This window comes from Paenibacillus sp. J5, from assembly GCF_054955055.1.
The window spans coordinates 105196-119521 of sequence record NZ_JBUEDD010000007.1 but is presented as its reverse complement, the minus strand read 5'-3'; the positions used below and the strand labels follow the sequence as shown (position 1 = coordinate 119521).

12 protein-coding genes are annotated in these 14326 nt (G+C 53.7%); 5 read left to right on the top strand and 7 right to left on the bottom strand.

Going from position 1 to position 14326, the window contains the following annotated elements; genetic code table 11:
* Nucleotides 1–122: 122 nt before the first annotated feature.
* From ACY1JZ_RS14545 to ACY1JZ_RS14530, 4 genes are all read right to left on the bottom strand, one after another.
* Complete coding sequence (locus ACY1JZ_RS14545) at nucleotides 123–1727, bottom strand: response regulator transcription factor (protein WP_462629797.1); 1605 nt, start codon at nucleotides 1725–1727, stop codon at nucleotides 123–125.
* Complete coding sequence (locus ACY1JZ_RS14540) at nucleotides 1702–3486, bottom strand: sensor histidine kinase (protein WP_462629977.1); 1785 nt, start codon at nucleotides 3484–3486, stop codon at nucleotides 1702–1704. The genes ACY1JZ_RS14545 and ACY1JZ_RS14540 overlap by 26 nt, the downstream gene beginning before the upstream one ends.
* Before the next feature lie 258 nt (nucleotides 3487–3744).
* Nucleotides 3745–5070, bottom strand: coding sequence for an ABC transporter permease (locus ACY1JZ_RS14535; RefSeq protein WP_462629796.1), 1326 nt, complete (start codon nucleotides 5068–5070; stop codon nucleotides 3745–3747).
* Entirely contained in the window at nucleotides 5060–5782 is a 723-nt protein-coding gene (locus tag ACY1JZ_RS14530; RefSeq protein ID WP_270169304.1) for an ABC transporter ATP-binding protein, read from the bottom strand. Before ACY1JZ_RS14530 ends, ACY1JZ_RS14535 begins: the two co-directional genes overlap by 11 nt.
* Before the next feature lie 289 nt (nucleotides 5783–6071).
* On the opposite strand from ACY1JZ_RS14530, the gene ACY1JZ_RS14525 reads away from it, so the two are divergent.
* The 5 genes from ACY1JZ_RS14525 (at nucleotide 6072) to ACY1JZ_RS14505 (ending at nucleotide 11069) form a co-directional block, all read left to right on the top strand.
* A complete protein-coding gene (locus ACY1JZ_RS14525; RefSeq protein ID WP_462629795.1) occupies nucleotides 6072–7013 on the top strand; it encodes a helix-turn-helix transcriptional regulator in 942 nt (313 codons plus the stop codon).
* A 241-nt stretch (nucleotides 7014–7254) separates the two neighbouring features.
* On the top strand, nucleotides 7255–7998 hold the full coding sequence (locus ACY1JZ_RS14520; RefSeq protein WP_270169300.1) for an ABC transporter ATP-binding protein: 744 nt from the start codon (nucleotides 7255–7257) through the stop codon (nucleotides 7996–7998).
* Complete coding sequence (locus tag ACY1JZ_RS14515; RefSeq protein ID WP_462629794.1) at nucleotides 7995–9353, top strand: ABC transporter permease; 1359 nt, start codon at nucleotides 7995–7997, stop codon at nucleotides 9351–9353. The genes ACY1JZ_RS14520 and ACY1JZ_RS14515 overlap by 4 nt, the downstream gene beginning before the upstream one ends.
* Nucleotides 9354–9466: 113 nt before the next feature.
* Complete coding sequence (locus tag ACY1JZ_RS14510; protein WP_462629793.1) at nucleotides 9467–10549, top strand: efflux RND transporter periplasmic adaptor subunit; 1083 nt, start codon at nucleotides 9467–9469, stop codon at nucleotides 10547–10549.
* A gap of 205 nt (nucleotides 10550–10754) precedes the next feature.
* Nucleotides 10755–11069 (top strand): zinc ribbon domain-containing protein, encoded by a 315-nt coding sequence (locus ACY1JZ_RS14505; protein WP_462629791.1) that lies wholly within the window; start codon nucleotides 10755–10757, stop codon nucleotides 11067–11069.
* A gap of 149 nt (nucleotides 11070–11218) precedes the next feature.
* Here ACY1JZ_RS14505 and ACY1JZ_RS14500 read toward each other — a convergent pair whose 3' ends face one another.
* The 3 genes from ACY1JZ_RS14500 to ACY1JZ_RS14490 form a co-directional block, all read right to left on the bottom strand.
* Complete coding sequence (locus ACY1JZ_RS14500; RefSeq protein WP_462629790.1) at nucleotides 11219–11788, bottom strand: hypothetical protein; 570 nt, start codon at nucleotides 11786–11788, stop codon at nucleotides 11219–11221.
* 86 nt (nucleotides 11789–11874) lie between these two features.
* Nucleotides 11875–12858, bottom strand: coding sequence for an aromatic acid exporter family protein (locus ACY1JZ_RS14495; RefSeq protein ID WP_462629789.1), 984 nt, complete (start codon nucleotides 12856–12858; stop codon nucleotides 11875–11877).
* Complete coding sequence (locus ACY1JZ_RS14490; protein WP_462629788.1) at nucleotides 12855–14291, bottom strand: S41 family peptidase; 1437 nt, start codon at nucleotides 14289–14291, stop codon at nucleotides 12855–12857. Before ACY1JZ_RS14490 ends, ACY1JZ_RS14495 begins: the two co-directional genes overlap by 4 nt.
* Between the last annotated feature and the right edge of the window lie 35 nt (nucleotides 14292–14326).

The window sequence follows — 14326 nt, the reverse complement described above, 5'->3', positions numbered from 1 at the left end:
TTGCCTCTAGAATCGGCTTCGTCCCTTGCAGGGCTCAGAACCTGTCTTTATTGTAGCCAGTGCCGCTAATCGTCACTGCTCCGCAGACGACTTTTCAATCGTTCTTTTCCGACTTTCTGATGTTAGGGGCGGTGGGCATTCGATTGTCGGAATTCCTGAGGATTAACGCCGACATGCTTTTTGAACATCTTGGAAAAGTGCGAGAAGTTGGCATAGCCCACCTGCGCCGCAATCGCACTGACCGCCATGTCTGTTCCGATCAATAAGCTCTTGGCAACGCCCAGCCGCTCCCGAAGTAAATATTCCGAGATGCTAAGCCCCGTCTTCTTCTTGAACAGACGAGTCAGATGATCGGGATTCAAGAAGACATAGCTCGCCAGCTCCTCTCGTGTCAGCTCCTTCTCCCGGTTCGCCTGAATATAGGCGATGACACGATCAACCACCGTCTGTGTCTCCTCGACGGTTCTGGCATAATTCATTGCCTTCGTCACGGCATGCCGCACCCACTCCTCCAGATCCGTCACGGAACGGGCCGCGCGCTGCGACAGCTCGATCGATTCTTCATCCGCAAATAGATGATGCGCCTGAATGCCCTTTAATTGCAGCACATAGTACATCATTTGCAGCAAGTCCTGGTGAAACGTATGCAGTTGCCGCGCATCCAGCGCACCCCCCAGCACCCATTCCTGTAGATGAAGCGAGATGGCCTGCAGGAGCTTGTCACGCGCCCCCTCTTTTAGCAGCACTGCCCATAGGCCAAGATCAGGATGATTCATGGCTGGCTGTGCAGGATGGCTGCCCCCAGGGATCAGCACACGATTAACCAACGCGACATTGTCCCGATCCAGACGCTGCAGCCGTTCCAGCATCGAGGACAACTGAGGAGCCGGTACGGCGCTGCCAATATAACAGCTCAGTTCACAGTAAAAATAGGCATTGCAGGCCATAATAAACCGCGAGCACGCTTCCTGAAGCTGCTGCACCGCTTCTGCCTCGCGTTGCTCCTCTATGGGCAGCAGGGCGACTAGCCTGTCCTTCTCCCATTGAACCAAATGCCCGCATTCGCCATGATGGAGTATCGTCTCCTGGGCTGCGTTGCGAAGTGCGCCCTCCATAATCTTCTCGTCACGCGCAGACCACTTTTTGCCCCAACGCTGAACCGCTATCAGTACAGGCAGATGACGCGCCTGCTCCATATACGGCAGATGACGCTCCTCGGCTGCCTGGCGGATCGCCTCCTCACGCGCCGGAATTGTCTGGTTCATAATCTCCAGCCAGAACCGTTCGGTGAGCAGCGGCTGGTGCTTGAACCAATATTGCCCGTAGCGGCTGAACTGCTGAAGCTGGCTCTCCTTGCTGATCTTGTCGCATGCCCGGCTGATGACCTGCTCCAGTTCCAGATAGGGGATGGGCTTCAGGATATAATCCAGGCTGCCGAGCTGTATCGCTTGCCTCGCATAGTCAAAATCGGCATGGCATGTCAGAAAGACCGACTCTACCCGTGGATGCTCCTCCCGCACCCAGGCCAGCAGCTCCAGTCCGCTTCCCTGCGGCATCTCGATGTCGCACAGCATCAGATCAATGCTCTCACGCATGAGCACTTCCTTGGCCTGCCGAATATTGTAGGCTGTATATACATGACCTACCTTCAGCGTCTTCCAGTCTACTGCTTCCTCGATCGCGCGTACCGCATGAATCTCATCATCTACGATCAGTACCGTATACATCGCTCTTCACTCCTTCTCCATCATCTTCGTTTGCATCTAGCGGCAGATAGATGTGGACGACCGCCCCTCCCGACGGCGCATTAGCGAACTTCAGGGCCGCCCTTCCTTCATAGAGCAGCCGCAGCCGCTCACTGACATTCCAGAGGCCGACATGGTTCCCTTGCTCGCTTACGCGCAGCCGATTCGTGCGAATCTTCTCCAGCACCTCATCACTGAAGCCGCCACCTGTATCCTCAATCCGAATCAACAGCATGGATTCCTGCTCCTGCTCGATCAGATCGGCGCTGATATGAATGTGCAGCGGCTCGTCCAGCGTTACCTCATACTTGATCGTGTTCTCCACAAAGGTCTGTATCGCCAGCGGCGGCAGGCTGGACTGCAGCACGTAGTCCGGCGCATCAATCTGGCTCGTCAGGCTGCCGGGAAAGCGCAGCTCCTGAATGCGCAGATAATTGCGGACATGCTCCAGCTCCTGCTTGAGTGTGACCAGGCTCAGATTGCTGCGGAACATGTAGCGGAAATAATTCACGAGACAGAGTGACAATTCCTGAATCAATCCATAATTTTTCACTTGAGCGAGACTGTACATAATATTAAGCGAGTTCAAGAAGAAATGAGGATTGATCTGCAACTGCAGATGCTGCAGCTCTGCCTTCTGCTTGCTTAGCTGTTCCTCGTATACTTCAATGCGCAGCTTCTGAATGTCAGCCACCATCATATTGAACGTATCGTTAACCAATTGAAATTCCTCAGCGCTAGGCAGCGGCTTGATCCGAACCTCCAGATTTCCTTCACGAACCCGTTTCATCGCATACAGGATGCGGTGAAGCGGACTCAGCACCTGGCGCCTGAACATCCAGAGGCCAAGCGGCAGGATGATAATCGAGCCAATCGCGACAAAGGCGGTCAGTTGCCGTAAATACGGCAGGTTCTCCAATATTTTCTCATCGGGTATAGCGGCGACGAGATGCATCCTTGCCATCGAGGATGCCGAGCCAATCATCAGGTAGCGTGAACTCTTCGCCCCTGTCATATAATAGCGGCTCATGTCCTGATCCAGGCTCAACTGCTTGTCTGCGGCGAAGGCCGCCTCCGTCATCGGTTGCCCGCCTTCCGCTATCAGCAATGAGCGCCCGTCCTCTCCCATATCGATCAGCCCTAATGCAATCGTCAATCGCTGCGCACTGACCCATGCTCCGATGTAAGCATCACCCGATTCGAAAATATGGTACAGATAATAGTCATCATCCAATTGCACAATCGTCCACTTCTTCGTCTGGGTCGCTGCGCGCCCTTCCTGCAATTGTTGCTCCATATATCTTCTTAACTGGCTGCGTTCTTCGAAGGAGCGCCCTGCTTGCGGCACAAGCATAAAATCATCTTCCCGCTTGGCATACACAAAGAAACCGTCAATCGATCGATAGATCGCCAGCGATTGCGACAATGTATTGGATAAGCTGATCTTTGCCATGTAATAGTCCTGCTGTTCACTCGTCGTACCCACAACGAGCAGGTCTGTGTCCACTGCCACCAGACTATTCAGATACTGATCCACATCCTCTAGTCCCCGGTCGATCTGATCCATGTAGAGGGTCAGCATATTGCGGTTCGAATCAGCAACCTGATTGCGTACAACATTAATGGAATAGTAGCTGTTGTACAGCAGCAGCACAATCAATGGCAATGTTACGAGCAGCAGACAGACAAGAACGCGCGTTCTTATCGATTGCCAGGAGAACAGCCGCAGCCCATGCTTCATCAAAAGAAAACGCCTCCATAACTTTGCACCGACGTCCCGGCGACCTATCGTGGTCGCTTCATGTCGTCATGCAAAATCCATAATCGTATGTAAAAGAACCTTATCACGTTCCCCCCTGCCAATTCAATGGAAATCACATCAAGCACAACTGGCTGACGCCGTCCTGAGACCGCCGAGCTTCGCCTGGCGTAACGCCTACAGTTGAGACGACAGCAAAAAGGCGAAGCGCAAGGAAGGCCCCTCACGTTCGCCATCAAGCTATATATCGCGCCTTAGCGCTCGCAGCACATCGACTCTGGTCGCCCTCGCAGCCGGTCTCGCACCAGACAGCAACGCCACACCAAGCGAGATCGTGCAGGAAATCACCGTCAGATACAGCGGAATGACCGAGAAGCGGAAGCCCTCAGGCACCTGCTGTTCCATGAAGGTCTTAATCAAGACAGGCAGTCCCCAGTTGACGGCGATCGACAGCACATAGGCAACGAGCGTACCCACAGCAGCACCCACGACCCCGATCATCGCGCTCTCCAGCAGGAAGATGCGCCGGATAACCTTCGGATGTGCGCCGATTGCCTTCATAATGCCAATATCCTGGGCGCGTTCAGTCACTGCCATCGTCATCGTATTGTAGATGCCGATGGAGGCGATCAGAACGGCGATCGCCCCGACGAATACCAGCCCGATCTGCATAATTGTAAACATCACATTCATTTGCGATAGCTCATCAGCAATCGAATAATTATAGTAGCCCTGCTCTCTTAACTGCTCCGCAATCTTCTTCACCTGCTGCACCTTGTCTGCAATAACCGCCACCTCGGTATAATAGAGCGGCGTATCCAGACCAGGCGGCTCATACGCCTCCTGGTCACCTGTTGCAGGTCTGCGCATCTCCGCCAGCCTCGTGCCCGCAATCTGCTCTAACTGGTCGCGCAGCTCTACGGGCGCATACACGGTTCGATCGAGCTGCCACTCCTTGGCAGGAGCCGCCTTCACACCGCTGATCGTCACCGACACTGCTGTCCGCTCCTGCTTGCCGCCCACATACTGCAGCACGTCGAACTGCAGCGTCTTGCCCACCCAGGCCTCCACTGCGGCCTCATCCGGCATCTCGCTATCCTCATAGCTCTGTCCAAAATTATAGCCCACCAGCACCTCGCTCGCCTGACGCGGCACAGCGCCTGCCGCCAGCTTCAGGCCGGCCTTGCTCTCCTCTGCAAAATCCAGCACCTGCATATTTTCGCTCGGCAATGCTTGGCCGTCGGTGGAATATTCGAACGGTTGTGGAATGAACTGCTTGTACGTGACTGACTTCACATGTTCAATACTGCGCAGGAAGTCGAGATTCTCCCTCGTCAACTGACGATTGACACCATCTTGCTGCTCCTTGCCATAGACAGAGATTGAAGTAACGAGCCGGTCGCCAACCATTCTGTCGACGATGCTCTGTTGCAGTCCGAATCCGACGGACGCCAGCACGGTCAGGAAAGCACAGCCCATCGCCGTCGCCAACACCGTCATGAACAGGCGGGATTTATTCTTCTTCATATTCTGACGGACGAACTGCAGTTGATCCTTAAACCTCATAGATAATTCCTCCCTGTTCCTTACGCGACATGCCGCCAGGCTTCAGTCTTCCATCTGCGAGGGTCACCGTGCGATTCGCAATGGACGCCACCTGCTGGTCATGGGTGATGATGACGAAGGTGGTTCCCCGCTCACGGTTCAATTCATGAATCAGCCCAAGCAATTGCAGCTCATTCTCGCTATCGAGACTGCCCGTCGGCTCGTCTGCCAGTACAATCGGCGGATCGAGCACCAACGCTCGCGCTACCGATACTCGCTGCTGCTGTCCCCCGGATAGCTCACCGGGATAGTGGCTTGCATATTCCTCCAGGTCGACGCGCCTGAGCATCTCCTGTACCTGCTGCTTGCGCCTATGCGGCTCAACTCCCTTTAGTACGAGCGGCAATTCAATATTCTGATAGGCGGTCATACTAGGGATGAGCTGAAAGCTCTGAAACATAAACCCGTATTGCTCCAGGCGGAAATCCGCCCATTCTCCTTCGCTCATGTTAGTCACCGACTTGCCCCTGATCTCAATCTCGCCCTCCGAGGGTCGAATATAGCCAGACATCAGGTTGAGCAAGGTAGACTTGCCCGAGCCGCTGCGACCGACGATCGCGACAATCTCTCCTTTATTGATCGTAAGATCGATATGATGCAGAACCGGAACAATCCTTTCCCTGCCCTTTTTGCCGATATGAAATTGGTGGCTGACCTGCTTCATCTGTATCATTCCTCATCGCCTCCGCTCCGTTATTTGGTATGATAGAGGGGCATGTGGCTCCTGTTCAGAACCATAACCGCACACAACATCTCATCCTGTAGGCTCATTGTATCAACAATCCTATAAGCGGACTTATACAAAATCTAAATGTTTCCTTAAGAAACGTTAACTGTTATTAAGACGCCCAACCATTGCTGACAGAATAAGCTCCATTCTCACCGGGAATATAAAGAAATTTGAAGATTCATATGAACGTGAAACGTATCGTATCCTATATTTTGCAATGGAGGTTCACAGCATGAAACTGGAACGTTGGATGGCGATCCTGATCCTATTGATCAATCGCAAGATGGTGCAGGCCAAGGAGCTGGCGGATCGCTTCGAGGTATCGATACGCACGATCTATCGGGACATCGAAGCGTTAAACCGCGCAGGCATCCCGATCATTACGCTGCAAGGGGCGGGCGGGGGAATCGGAATAGTTGATGGCTACCGACTGGATCGGAATGTACTCACGAATGATGAATTCGCCGCGATTGTTACCGCGCTGCGCAGTTTGTCGACCGCTTATTCCAAGCAGGCGCACAGCCACCTAGTAGAAAAAATCAGCAGTATTCTGCCGGAATCAGACAGTATGGAATTTCAAGCGAAGACGAGTCAACTTATCATCGACCATGCCCCCTGGGGTGGACAGCAGCACCTGGATCAGGAGAAGCAACAACTGCTCAGGCAAGCGATGGAGCAGCAACTCATCGTTGACTTCACCTACCACAAGATCAATGGCGGGCACAGCAGCCGTACCGTTGAGCCGCACACACTGGTGCTCAAGAGTCAGCACTGGTATCTATATGGCTACTGCCTGCAGCGCTCCTCGTTTCGGTTATTCAAGCTGGCGCGCATGTCTGAGCTAGCAATCACCAGCCAGCCGTTCACCCGTCGCGAGCTTCCCAAGGAGCCAGCGCCGTGGGATCAGAATTGGTATCGGGCCGATACGCTGATCGAGCTGAAGCTGCGCTTCTTCCCTGCGGGTCGGCAGGCGGCTATAGAGTTCTTCGGCGTGGATCATCTGCAGCTTCAGGCGGACGGCAGCTCCATCGTTACAGCGAGCTTCCCTGAGGATGGCTGGGTATACCGCTTCATCCTTGGCTTCGGCGAAGAGGTGGAGGTGCTGTCGCCGCCGCATCTAAGGCAGCTCATCCGTGACAAGGCGCTGGCTATAGCCAGCCGCTACAACGGATGAACAGGCCTGACGTACTGATCTGGGAGGTATGAACTGGTTTCGCAGGTTAAAAGATGACAAAAAAATTAAAAATATTCTATTTTTCGCTCTTTTTTTGATACACTTGTATTTTAGAAGGCTCCGAATCGAGCCGGAGGAAATCGTGCAGGGTTGCCAGGCGGTAGATTCGTCTATTGTAAGAGAGACTTTGAGACTTTGAGACTTTGAGACTTTGAGACTTTGAGAAAAAGGAGTGGAGAGCTTGCTTCGTGTAGAGGGCCTGTCCCATGCTTTCAAGAATGGCAGTGAGATCACGCTGGTATTACAGCAGATCGACATTCATGTCGGAAAGGGCGAGATGATTGCGCTGCTGGGCAGCTCGGGATCCGGGAAGTCCACCCTGCTCAATCTGATGGCAGGGCTGATGAAGCCAACCGAGGGGAATATTTACATTGCTGGTCACAATATTGTCAAGATGAACGAGAATAAGCTGGCGGAGTTTCGCCGTAAGCATATCGGCTTTATCTTTCAGGCTTATGAATTGCTGCCTAATCTGACGGTACGGGAAAATATCGAGATGCCGCTCGTGTTTCAATCCGTCCGCCCATCCATCCGCAAGCAAAAGTCCATGCAACTGCTCGAGCAGGTCGGCATCCCGGATAAGGCAGAGATGTTCCCATCCCAGCTATCCGGTGGTCAACAGCAGCGGGTCAGCATCGCCCGTTCGCTCATTACGGAGCCCTCCGTTATTTTTGCTGACGAGCCGACAGGGAACCTGGATACGAAGACGGAGGAAGAGATTCTCGCAATTCTCAAGCGGCTGAACCGGACGATGAACACGACTTTTATCATTGTGACGCATGAACGCGAGATTGCAGAGCAGACGGAGCAGATCATCACGCTCCGCGATGGTAGGCTGGAGACCTCAGGGGACTCGACGTCCAATGAGCCGTCTTCGTCTGCTGCGACACCTACCGCTATGGAAACAGAGGAGGTACAGGCTTGAGAATTAGCGATTTGACCAGACTTTCATGGGATCAGGTGCGTCGCCGCAAGGTGGTCACGATGCTGTGCGCCGCAGGCTTGTCCATTGGCTGCGCTGCTATTATATTAGCTATGAGCATCGGAGAGTCCACCCAGAAGATTGTCGAGTCCGAGCTGAACAACTTCTTGAAGATGGATGAGATTACCGTCATGGCCGATAGCGGCGCTCTGCCCGGGCAGGGCGATACCTCCGACGTTAGCGAGGAGACCCGAAACCGCGGTCTGCTGACCGAGCAGAAGCTGGAAATTATGAGAAACCTGAATCATGTGCAGGCTGTCGCGCCATTCCAGACCCTGAATTACTTCGAGATGGTCACCGCGGACGGCAAGCGTGCCTATGGTGAGGTTATAGCTACGGATCTGTCCCGTCTAGAGGATTTTGGCGAAAAATTTGGACAAGGCCACGCGGATAATACAGATCCTACTGCTGTTGTCCTCAGTTATGGCGCTACGATGGGATGGATGGATGACGAGACGCGGAACAAGCTGTACCAAGCGATGGAGCGTTCCTCCTACGATGCAAGCTCACAGGAGCAATATCGTAAAATAATGGCCGTTCCAACTCCCATGTACCAGGCTTATATACAATTCAATAATAACGATGAGGGCAAGCAGCGAATCAGCAGTCCGTTGCGGGTAGCCGCTGTGCTCAAGAAGCCCAAGGGACGCAGCGATGAGAGCATCGCCCAGGATCGTAAAATCTATGTCTCGCTGGAGACTGCCCAGCAGTTGCGTAGAGAGCTGTACGCCAATGTGACGGAGAGCAACACCACAACCTTCAATTCGGTCAAGGTCAAGGTTGATGACGAGCTCAACGTCAAGCAGGTCGAGGAGCAACTGAAGCGCCTTACCGTAAGCACCAGCTCCAATCTGCTGCAGAAGGAGCGGCTTGAGGAGCAATTTGCGGTATTCAAGGCGATTGCGATCGGTGCGGGGGTATTTATCCTCATCATCGCTTCGATCTCGATTATCGTTGCCATGACGATGTCCACCTACCAGCGACGCCGTCAGATTGGCATTATGAAGGTGCTTGGAGCGAATCTGTCGCAGATCCGCAACATGTTCATCATCGAAGCAGCGCTTCTTGGTCTGCTTGGAGGGATGCTCGGCATTCTCTTCTCCTACTGGATCGTGTGGGGCATCAATGCGTTAATTGTTTCGCTCAACAACGGGGAGTCGGACATCTCCATCTTCATTCCGTACACGGCGATTCCGGTCGGTCTGGGCTTTGCGGTGATGACAGGCATCATATCCGGGATCTATCCGGCCATCAGCGCCTCACGCACCGATGCCTTGACAGCGATCAAACGGGACTGACACCCTGTGCGAGAGGAACTCGTAGGCCCAGTTCATGTCGGGCTGTGCAGGCAGCAGGCTCCGCCGCTAAGAGCGGTCAATTTATCTGTCTATGAGAGAAGGAGAGCGGGAAATTGAAGAAAAAACTGAAATGGATTATTATTGCCATTATTTTAGCCGGAATCAGCTACATACTCTATTCGATGTCGAAGCCTGCCAGAATTGAGGACCAGGCTATGGAGCAGCAAGCGATAACCTTTGAGGTGACCAGGGAAACGCTGAAACACACGGTGCAGGTCAAGGGAAAATCACTCTATGAGCAGGAGACAGAGATCTACGCGCCATTTAGCTCCAAGGTGACCGAGTGGAAGATCAAGGACGGAGAGCAGATCAAGGAAGGTGAAGTGCTGTTCACGCTCGATCAGACCGAGCTGCAAAGCCAGATTACGCAAGAGGAAGCCGAGCTTCGCAAAGCGGATCTTGAGGCCAAGCTGCAGAGCTATATTACGGAAGTCGAGAGTGAGGCCTCACAAGCCGAATTGACCGAGGAAACGCGCAAAAAACAGTTGGCGAATCGCGAGATCGCCAAGCTGACGAAGGAACTGGAGGACGTCCGCAAGTCCATATCGCGCCAATCGCTCCAGCAGAAGAAGCTGAAGCTGGAGGATTCGCAATATCGTTCACCCGCCTCAGGCATCTTCCTGTTCGATTCGGCAACGAAAAGACCAAAAGCGCTAAGCGATAATCAGTATATCGGCAAAATTGTCGACCTGGACAAGCTGCAATTCACCGCGCTGGTCGGGGAACAAGACGTATTTCGCATCAAGCCGGATATGAAGGTGACCGTGAAGATGAGCGCCATGAAGAATGTGCCTATCTCCGGTACAGTGAAGCATGTCTCCAAGTTCGCCAAGACGGGCACCGATCAGAACAACTTGAATCAGGCGGCCCAATTCGAGGTCATTATCTCTCTGGAGCCCAATGAATATCTAATTGCAGGACTATCGCTGACGGGCGACATCGAAACCAGCCGCAGAGAGAATACGCTGGTATTGTCGTCGATCGCGATCATGCGTGACCAGGATTCCACTTATGTCATGGTGGACAACGGTTCCGGGCAATACGAGCGGCGGGATATTAAGATAGGGCTGGAGACGACCGACAAGACCGAGGTGCTGGAGGGACTCAAGGAAGGCGACCGTGTCGCCCTGCAATAATGACTGAAATCCAGACGGGGATGATCTGTGGGCATAACCGATAAGAGCATAACCCATAACGAAGCATACAAGAGCATGAGCGGATTACAATTCATGATCTTTCTTCCACCAGAGGAACCTGACAGGCTGCTGTCAGGTTCCTCTGTTTATACTGGCATTATAGCAGTCCTAGCTTGCTATACAATCTTATGAGGAGGAAATCATGATGAGTAGCCATGTATGTCAGAGCTGTAGCTGGTCGTTTAGGGAGGATCATGCCGGAACCGAGAAGGATGGTCGGTTGTCGGCACTCTATTGCCGTTACTGTTATGAGGATGGACAGTTCGCCCAAGCTGATCTTAATCTGGAGGGCATGATTGAGTTCTGCGTACCGTTTCTGGTGGAGGAAGGCATGACGGAGGTGGATGCGCGTGCCAAGATGACCGCTGTGCTGCCAGGTCTGAAGCGATGGAGTGGTGAAGTCGGCCACTCTGCTCTCGAGCCGCAGACTATGGAGACAATCCCGGACAATGGAAATTGAAGCCTGGATTCACATCGATGAAGTATACAACGGAGTACGGATTGGCGCGGACATATAGCGGCATCGGTCGGGGAGATGAGGGGCACTCCCCCTCCTTCCCTTGTCTGGCCGTGAGGCATGTCACTACAACGACAGCGTAATCTATTCAGCTAGCTGCACATCGCCTCGCCAGCTCGTTCCATGCCACGGCTTGAATGATGCAAATATCTACGCAGCTCGCCGCGGTAGAGCAGCTCCAGCGCTTCTGAGCGCTCCAGGTCGGCTGGTGTCGTAAGCGATGCGCACTTGGGCACCAGGCTTTGTCCCGTCTGCTCGAACACGGTGGCAACGAATTGCGAGCAAAAGTAAGCATTTTCCCGCTTGATCCGAATGCCGAGCATGATGCCGATTACACCGAGTAAATTGTATTTGTAGCGATGAGGATTCTGCTCGAACTGGCTTACATAGGCGCGCAAGCAGCTATATTCACTCTCGCTCACCTCGCAGCTGAATAACGCGCAGGAGGCCTTGCGAAACAGCTCACTCTGCAGATCCTCCTTGACGAAGCCGCCAACAAATGGATTGCCCGGATGCTTGCGACCGAAGCTGTAAACCTCCTTGAACTCCTCGTCAAAAGCAATCGAGGCATGATTGTGCTCTGCCTTGGTATAGAGCCTGATCATCCGTGTGAACCATGTCCCTGTATCCGATAACAAGATGTATATTCGCTTTGTTCCCATCCCAAACCCCCGCCCGCACTGAAATCTTGATCCGAATCTATCGTATAGATCTATCATAAGGTTTCCTTGCTGGGCAGAAATCGGCCTTATGACCGGATTTTACCTGGACTTAGGTCGGGGTGGCCTGCAGCTCGCGTCGCTACCTCGGTGCTGATCAGGAAGCTTTCGAGCTCATTGGCCAAGGTGAACAGGCTGGCACGACTCTCGAATTCGCTTCGATCCCTCGGCATCGGCAAGCCTTTATGATATTCTCTTATGCCCTTGAGCTGTCTTAGATACTCTCCGCTGTTGTCTAATTTATCGATGTTATGGCCTAGCTGATGCAGAAAATCCCCGATCCGCTCCCCCTGCTCCAGCCGCAGCCCGATCCGCGATACGAGCGGCACCATTCTCTCAATGATTTGGAACTGATGGGACTTTTTGTCCACATAATAGTAAAATGGATTCAATTTCCCTGTCACATTATTCTCCACCTCCAGCACGGCCAGATGACGCGCCCGTTGAAGCAGGTCGCCCAGCTCCAGCAGCTCCTTCCCGTCCCACAGGCTGCTCCCCTCGCGCAGATATTGACCTAGCTCGTGAAAGATCGACGCCATCTTGGCGCTTACCTCACGCTTGAACTGGTCAATCTGCCGATCAAGTCCTGGCATATACAGGTTAACCAGCAGCGCCACACCCAGCCCAACCACGATAATGCCCAGCTCATTGGCGAAGAATGCCAGCGACACATGTCCTCTGACATAGCTGTGCATGATGATGACAGAACTGCTCGCAATACCGTTCTGCAGCCTGAAGCGGACCAGCACCGGAATGAACAGCAGATAGAGCGCCAAGATCGACCACACATGATAGCCAAGCAGCCAGAACAGCACACTGGACATCAGCATGCCGATCAGACAGGCGAAGAAGCGGTCAAGCACAGCAGCAATCGACTGCTTGCGTGTCCGCTGAATGCACAGCAGCGTCAATATGCCCGCCGAGCTGAAATACGATAGCTGCAGCAGCTCCGCAATCAAGATCGAGAGGCAGACCCCCACCGCCGTCTTCACCGTGCGAAAGCCAATCCTCATGGCTGGCTCGCCTCCTGCCGAATATGCGCCTCCAGCTCCTTCATCCCTCGCTCCCGCTGTGTATCCTCATGCTCCATCTTGGCTGCGAGCCGCTGATGCAGCCGATAGACGGTGCCGCCGCGGATGACGCCATCCACCTCTAGCCCCTCAGTCTGCTGGAACGCCCTGACCGCGGCTGCTGTATCCGCATCGTAGATGCCTTCCTGCGCCGCCTTGCCATAACCGAGCACGCTCAGCATCTGCTGTGCTGTCCTGACCTCCTTGCCGTAGTCGCCCTCCTTCAGCTCCAGCTCCATCGACAGCCCTGGCAGCTTCGTATAGTCGGGCAAGGACACCTCGATATCCGGCTTCACGCCCTCCTTATGAATCCAGTTGCCTTCGGGCGTGCGCCATTGCGCTTCCGTCAGCTTGAGCACCGATTCATCCTTGAACTGACGGAACGTCTGCACCACTCCCTTGCCAAAGGTTTTCTTGCCGACCAGCACTGCACCGTTCGCCTGAAGCGCCGCGGCGAGAACTTCGGACGAGCTGGCGCTGTTCTCATCGATAAGCACAACGACAGGCAGCGTCCACTCCTTGCTCTGTTTGGAGCGATGCGTATAGTGGCGATCTTCATTCTTGTATACAACCTGAACAATCGGCTTATCCTTCGGAATAAGGATGCTGGCAATATCAATGGTCTGCATGAGCAGCCCGCCAGGGTTGCCTCTCAGATCGATCAGCAGTCCCTTCATCCCCTGCTGCTCCAACGCATCCACCGCGCGCTGGAACTCCTTGGCGGTACTCTCGCTGAACCTTGAGATCGCAACGATGCCGACACCATCTCCCTGCAGCGAAGAGGAGACGGTAGTTACCGGCACCTCACCGCGGGTGACCTCCAGCTTGACTGTCTCGCCCGCGGCAGGCCGGAGCAGCGTAAGCCTTAGCTTCGTTCCCTCCTCGCCGCGCGTAATACCGACAATATCCTCCAGCTTCTTCCCCGCTACAGCCTCACCATCGATCTCGATGATCCGATCCTCCGCCTGAACACCCGCCTTCTCTGCCGGCGCTCCCTTTATCGTGGAATTGATGATGAATTGCCCCTGCTCCACTCGAATCTCGACACCGATTCCGACGAAGTGATCCTCATAGCGCTGCAGGAAGCTCTTGCCCTGGTCACCGCTGTAATAGACGGAATAGGGGTCGTTCAGCGAGGAGACCATACCCGCTGTAGCGCCCTGAATAAGAGTGTTGCTATTGAATTCGCCCATGTAGTTATTCCGTATTTCATTATACGATTGATTCATGTTGGCAAACGCCGGCTCCTTCAGCATGGGATAACGATAGCCCATCCACCATTGTCCACCGGCAAAACCCGCAGCCCCGGCAATCAGTACGATAAGCAGCATGGTGACGATTCGTTTTTGGCGGCGCGCTGCCGAGCTATATTGCATGTGCATTCTCTCCGTCCTCATTATGTACTCGTAGT

Excerpts from the sequence above, each read along its gene's own strand:
- ACY1JZ_RS14545 (WP_462629797.1), bottom strand. The coding sequence starts at position 1,727 with ATGTATACGGTACTGATCGTAGATGATGAGATTCATGCGGTACGCGCG.
- ACY1JZ_RS14540 (WP_462629977.1), bottom strand. The coding sequence starts at position 3,486 with ATGAAGCATGGGCTGCGGCTGTTCTCCTGGCAATCGATAAGAACGCGC.
- ACY1JZ_RS14535 (WP_462629796.1), bottom strand. The coding sequence starts at position 5,070 with ATGAGGTTTAAGGATCAACTGCAGTTCGTCCGTCAGAATATGAAGAAG.
- ACY1JZ_RS14530 (WP_270169304.1), bottom strand. The coding sequence starts at position 5,782 with ATGATACAGATGAAGCAGGTCAGCCACCAATTTCATATCGGCAAAAAG.
- ACY1JZ_RS14525 (WP_462629795.1), top strand. The coding sequence starts at position 6,072 with ATGAAACTGGAACGTTGGATGGCGATCCTGATCCTATTGATCAATCGC.
- ACY1JZ_RS14505 (WP_462629791.1), top strand. The coding sequence starts at position 10,755 with ATGAGTAGCCATGTATGTCAGAGCTGTAGCTGGTCGTTTAGGGAGGAT.
- ACY1JZ_RS14500 (WP_462629790.1), bottom strand. The coding sequence starts at position 11,788 with ATGGGAACAAAGCGAATATACATCTTGTTATCGGATACAGGGACATGG.
- ACY1JZ_RS14495 (WP_462629789.1), bottom strand. The coding sequence starts at position 12,858 with ATGAGGATTGGCTTTCGCACGGTGAAGACGGCGGTGGGGGTCTGCCTC.
- ACY1JZ_RS14490 (WP_462629788.1), bottom strand. The coding sequence starts at position 14,291 with ATGCAATATAGCTCGGCAGCGCGCCGCCAAAAACGAATCGTCACCATG.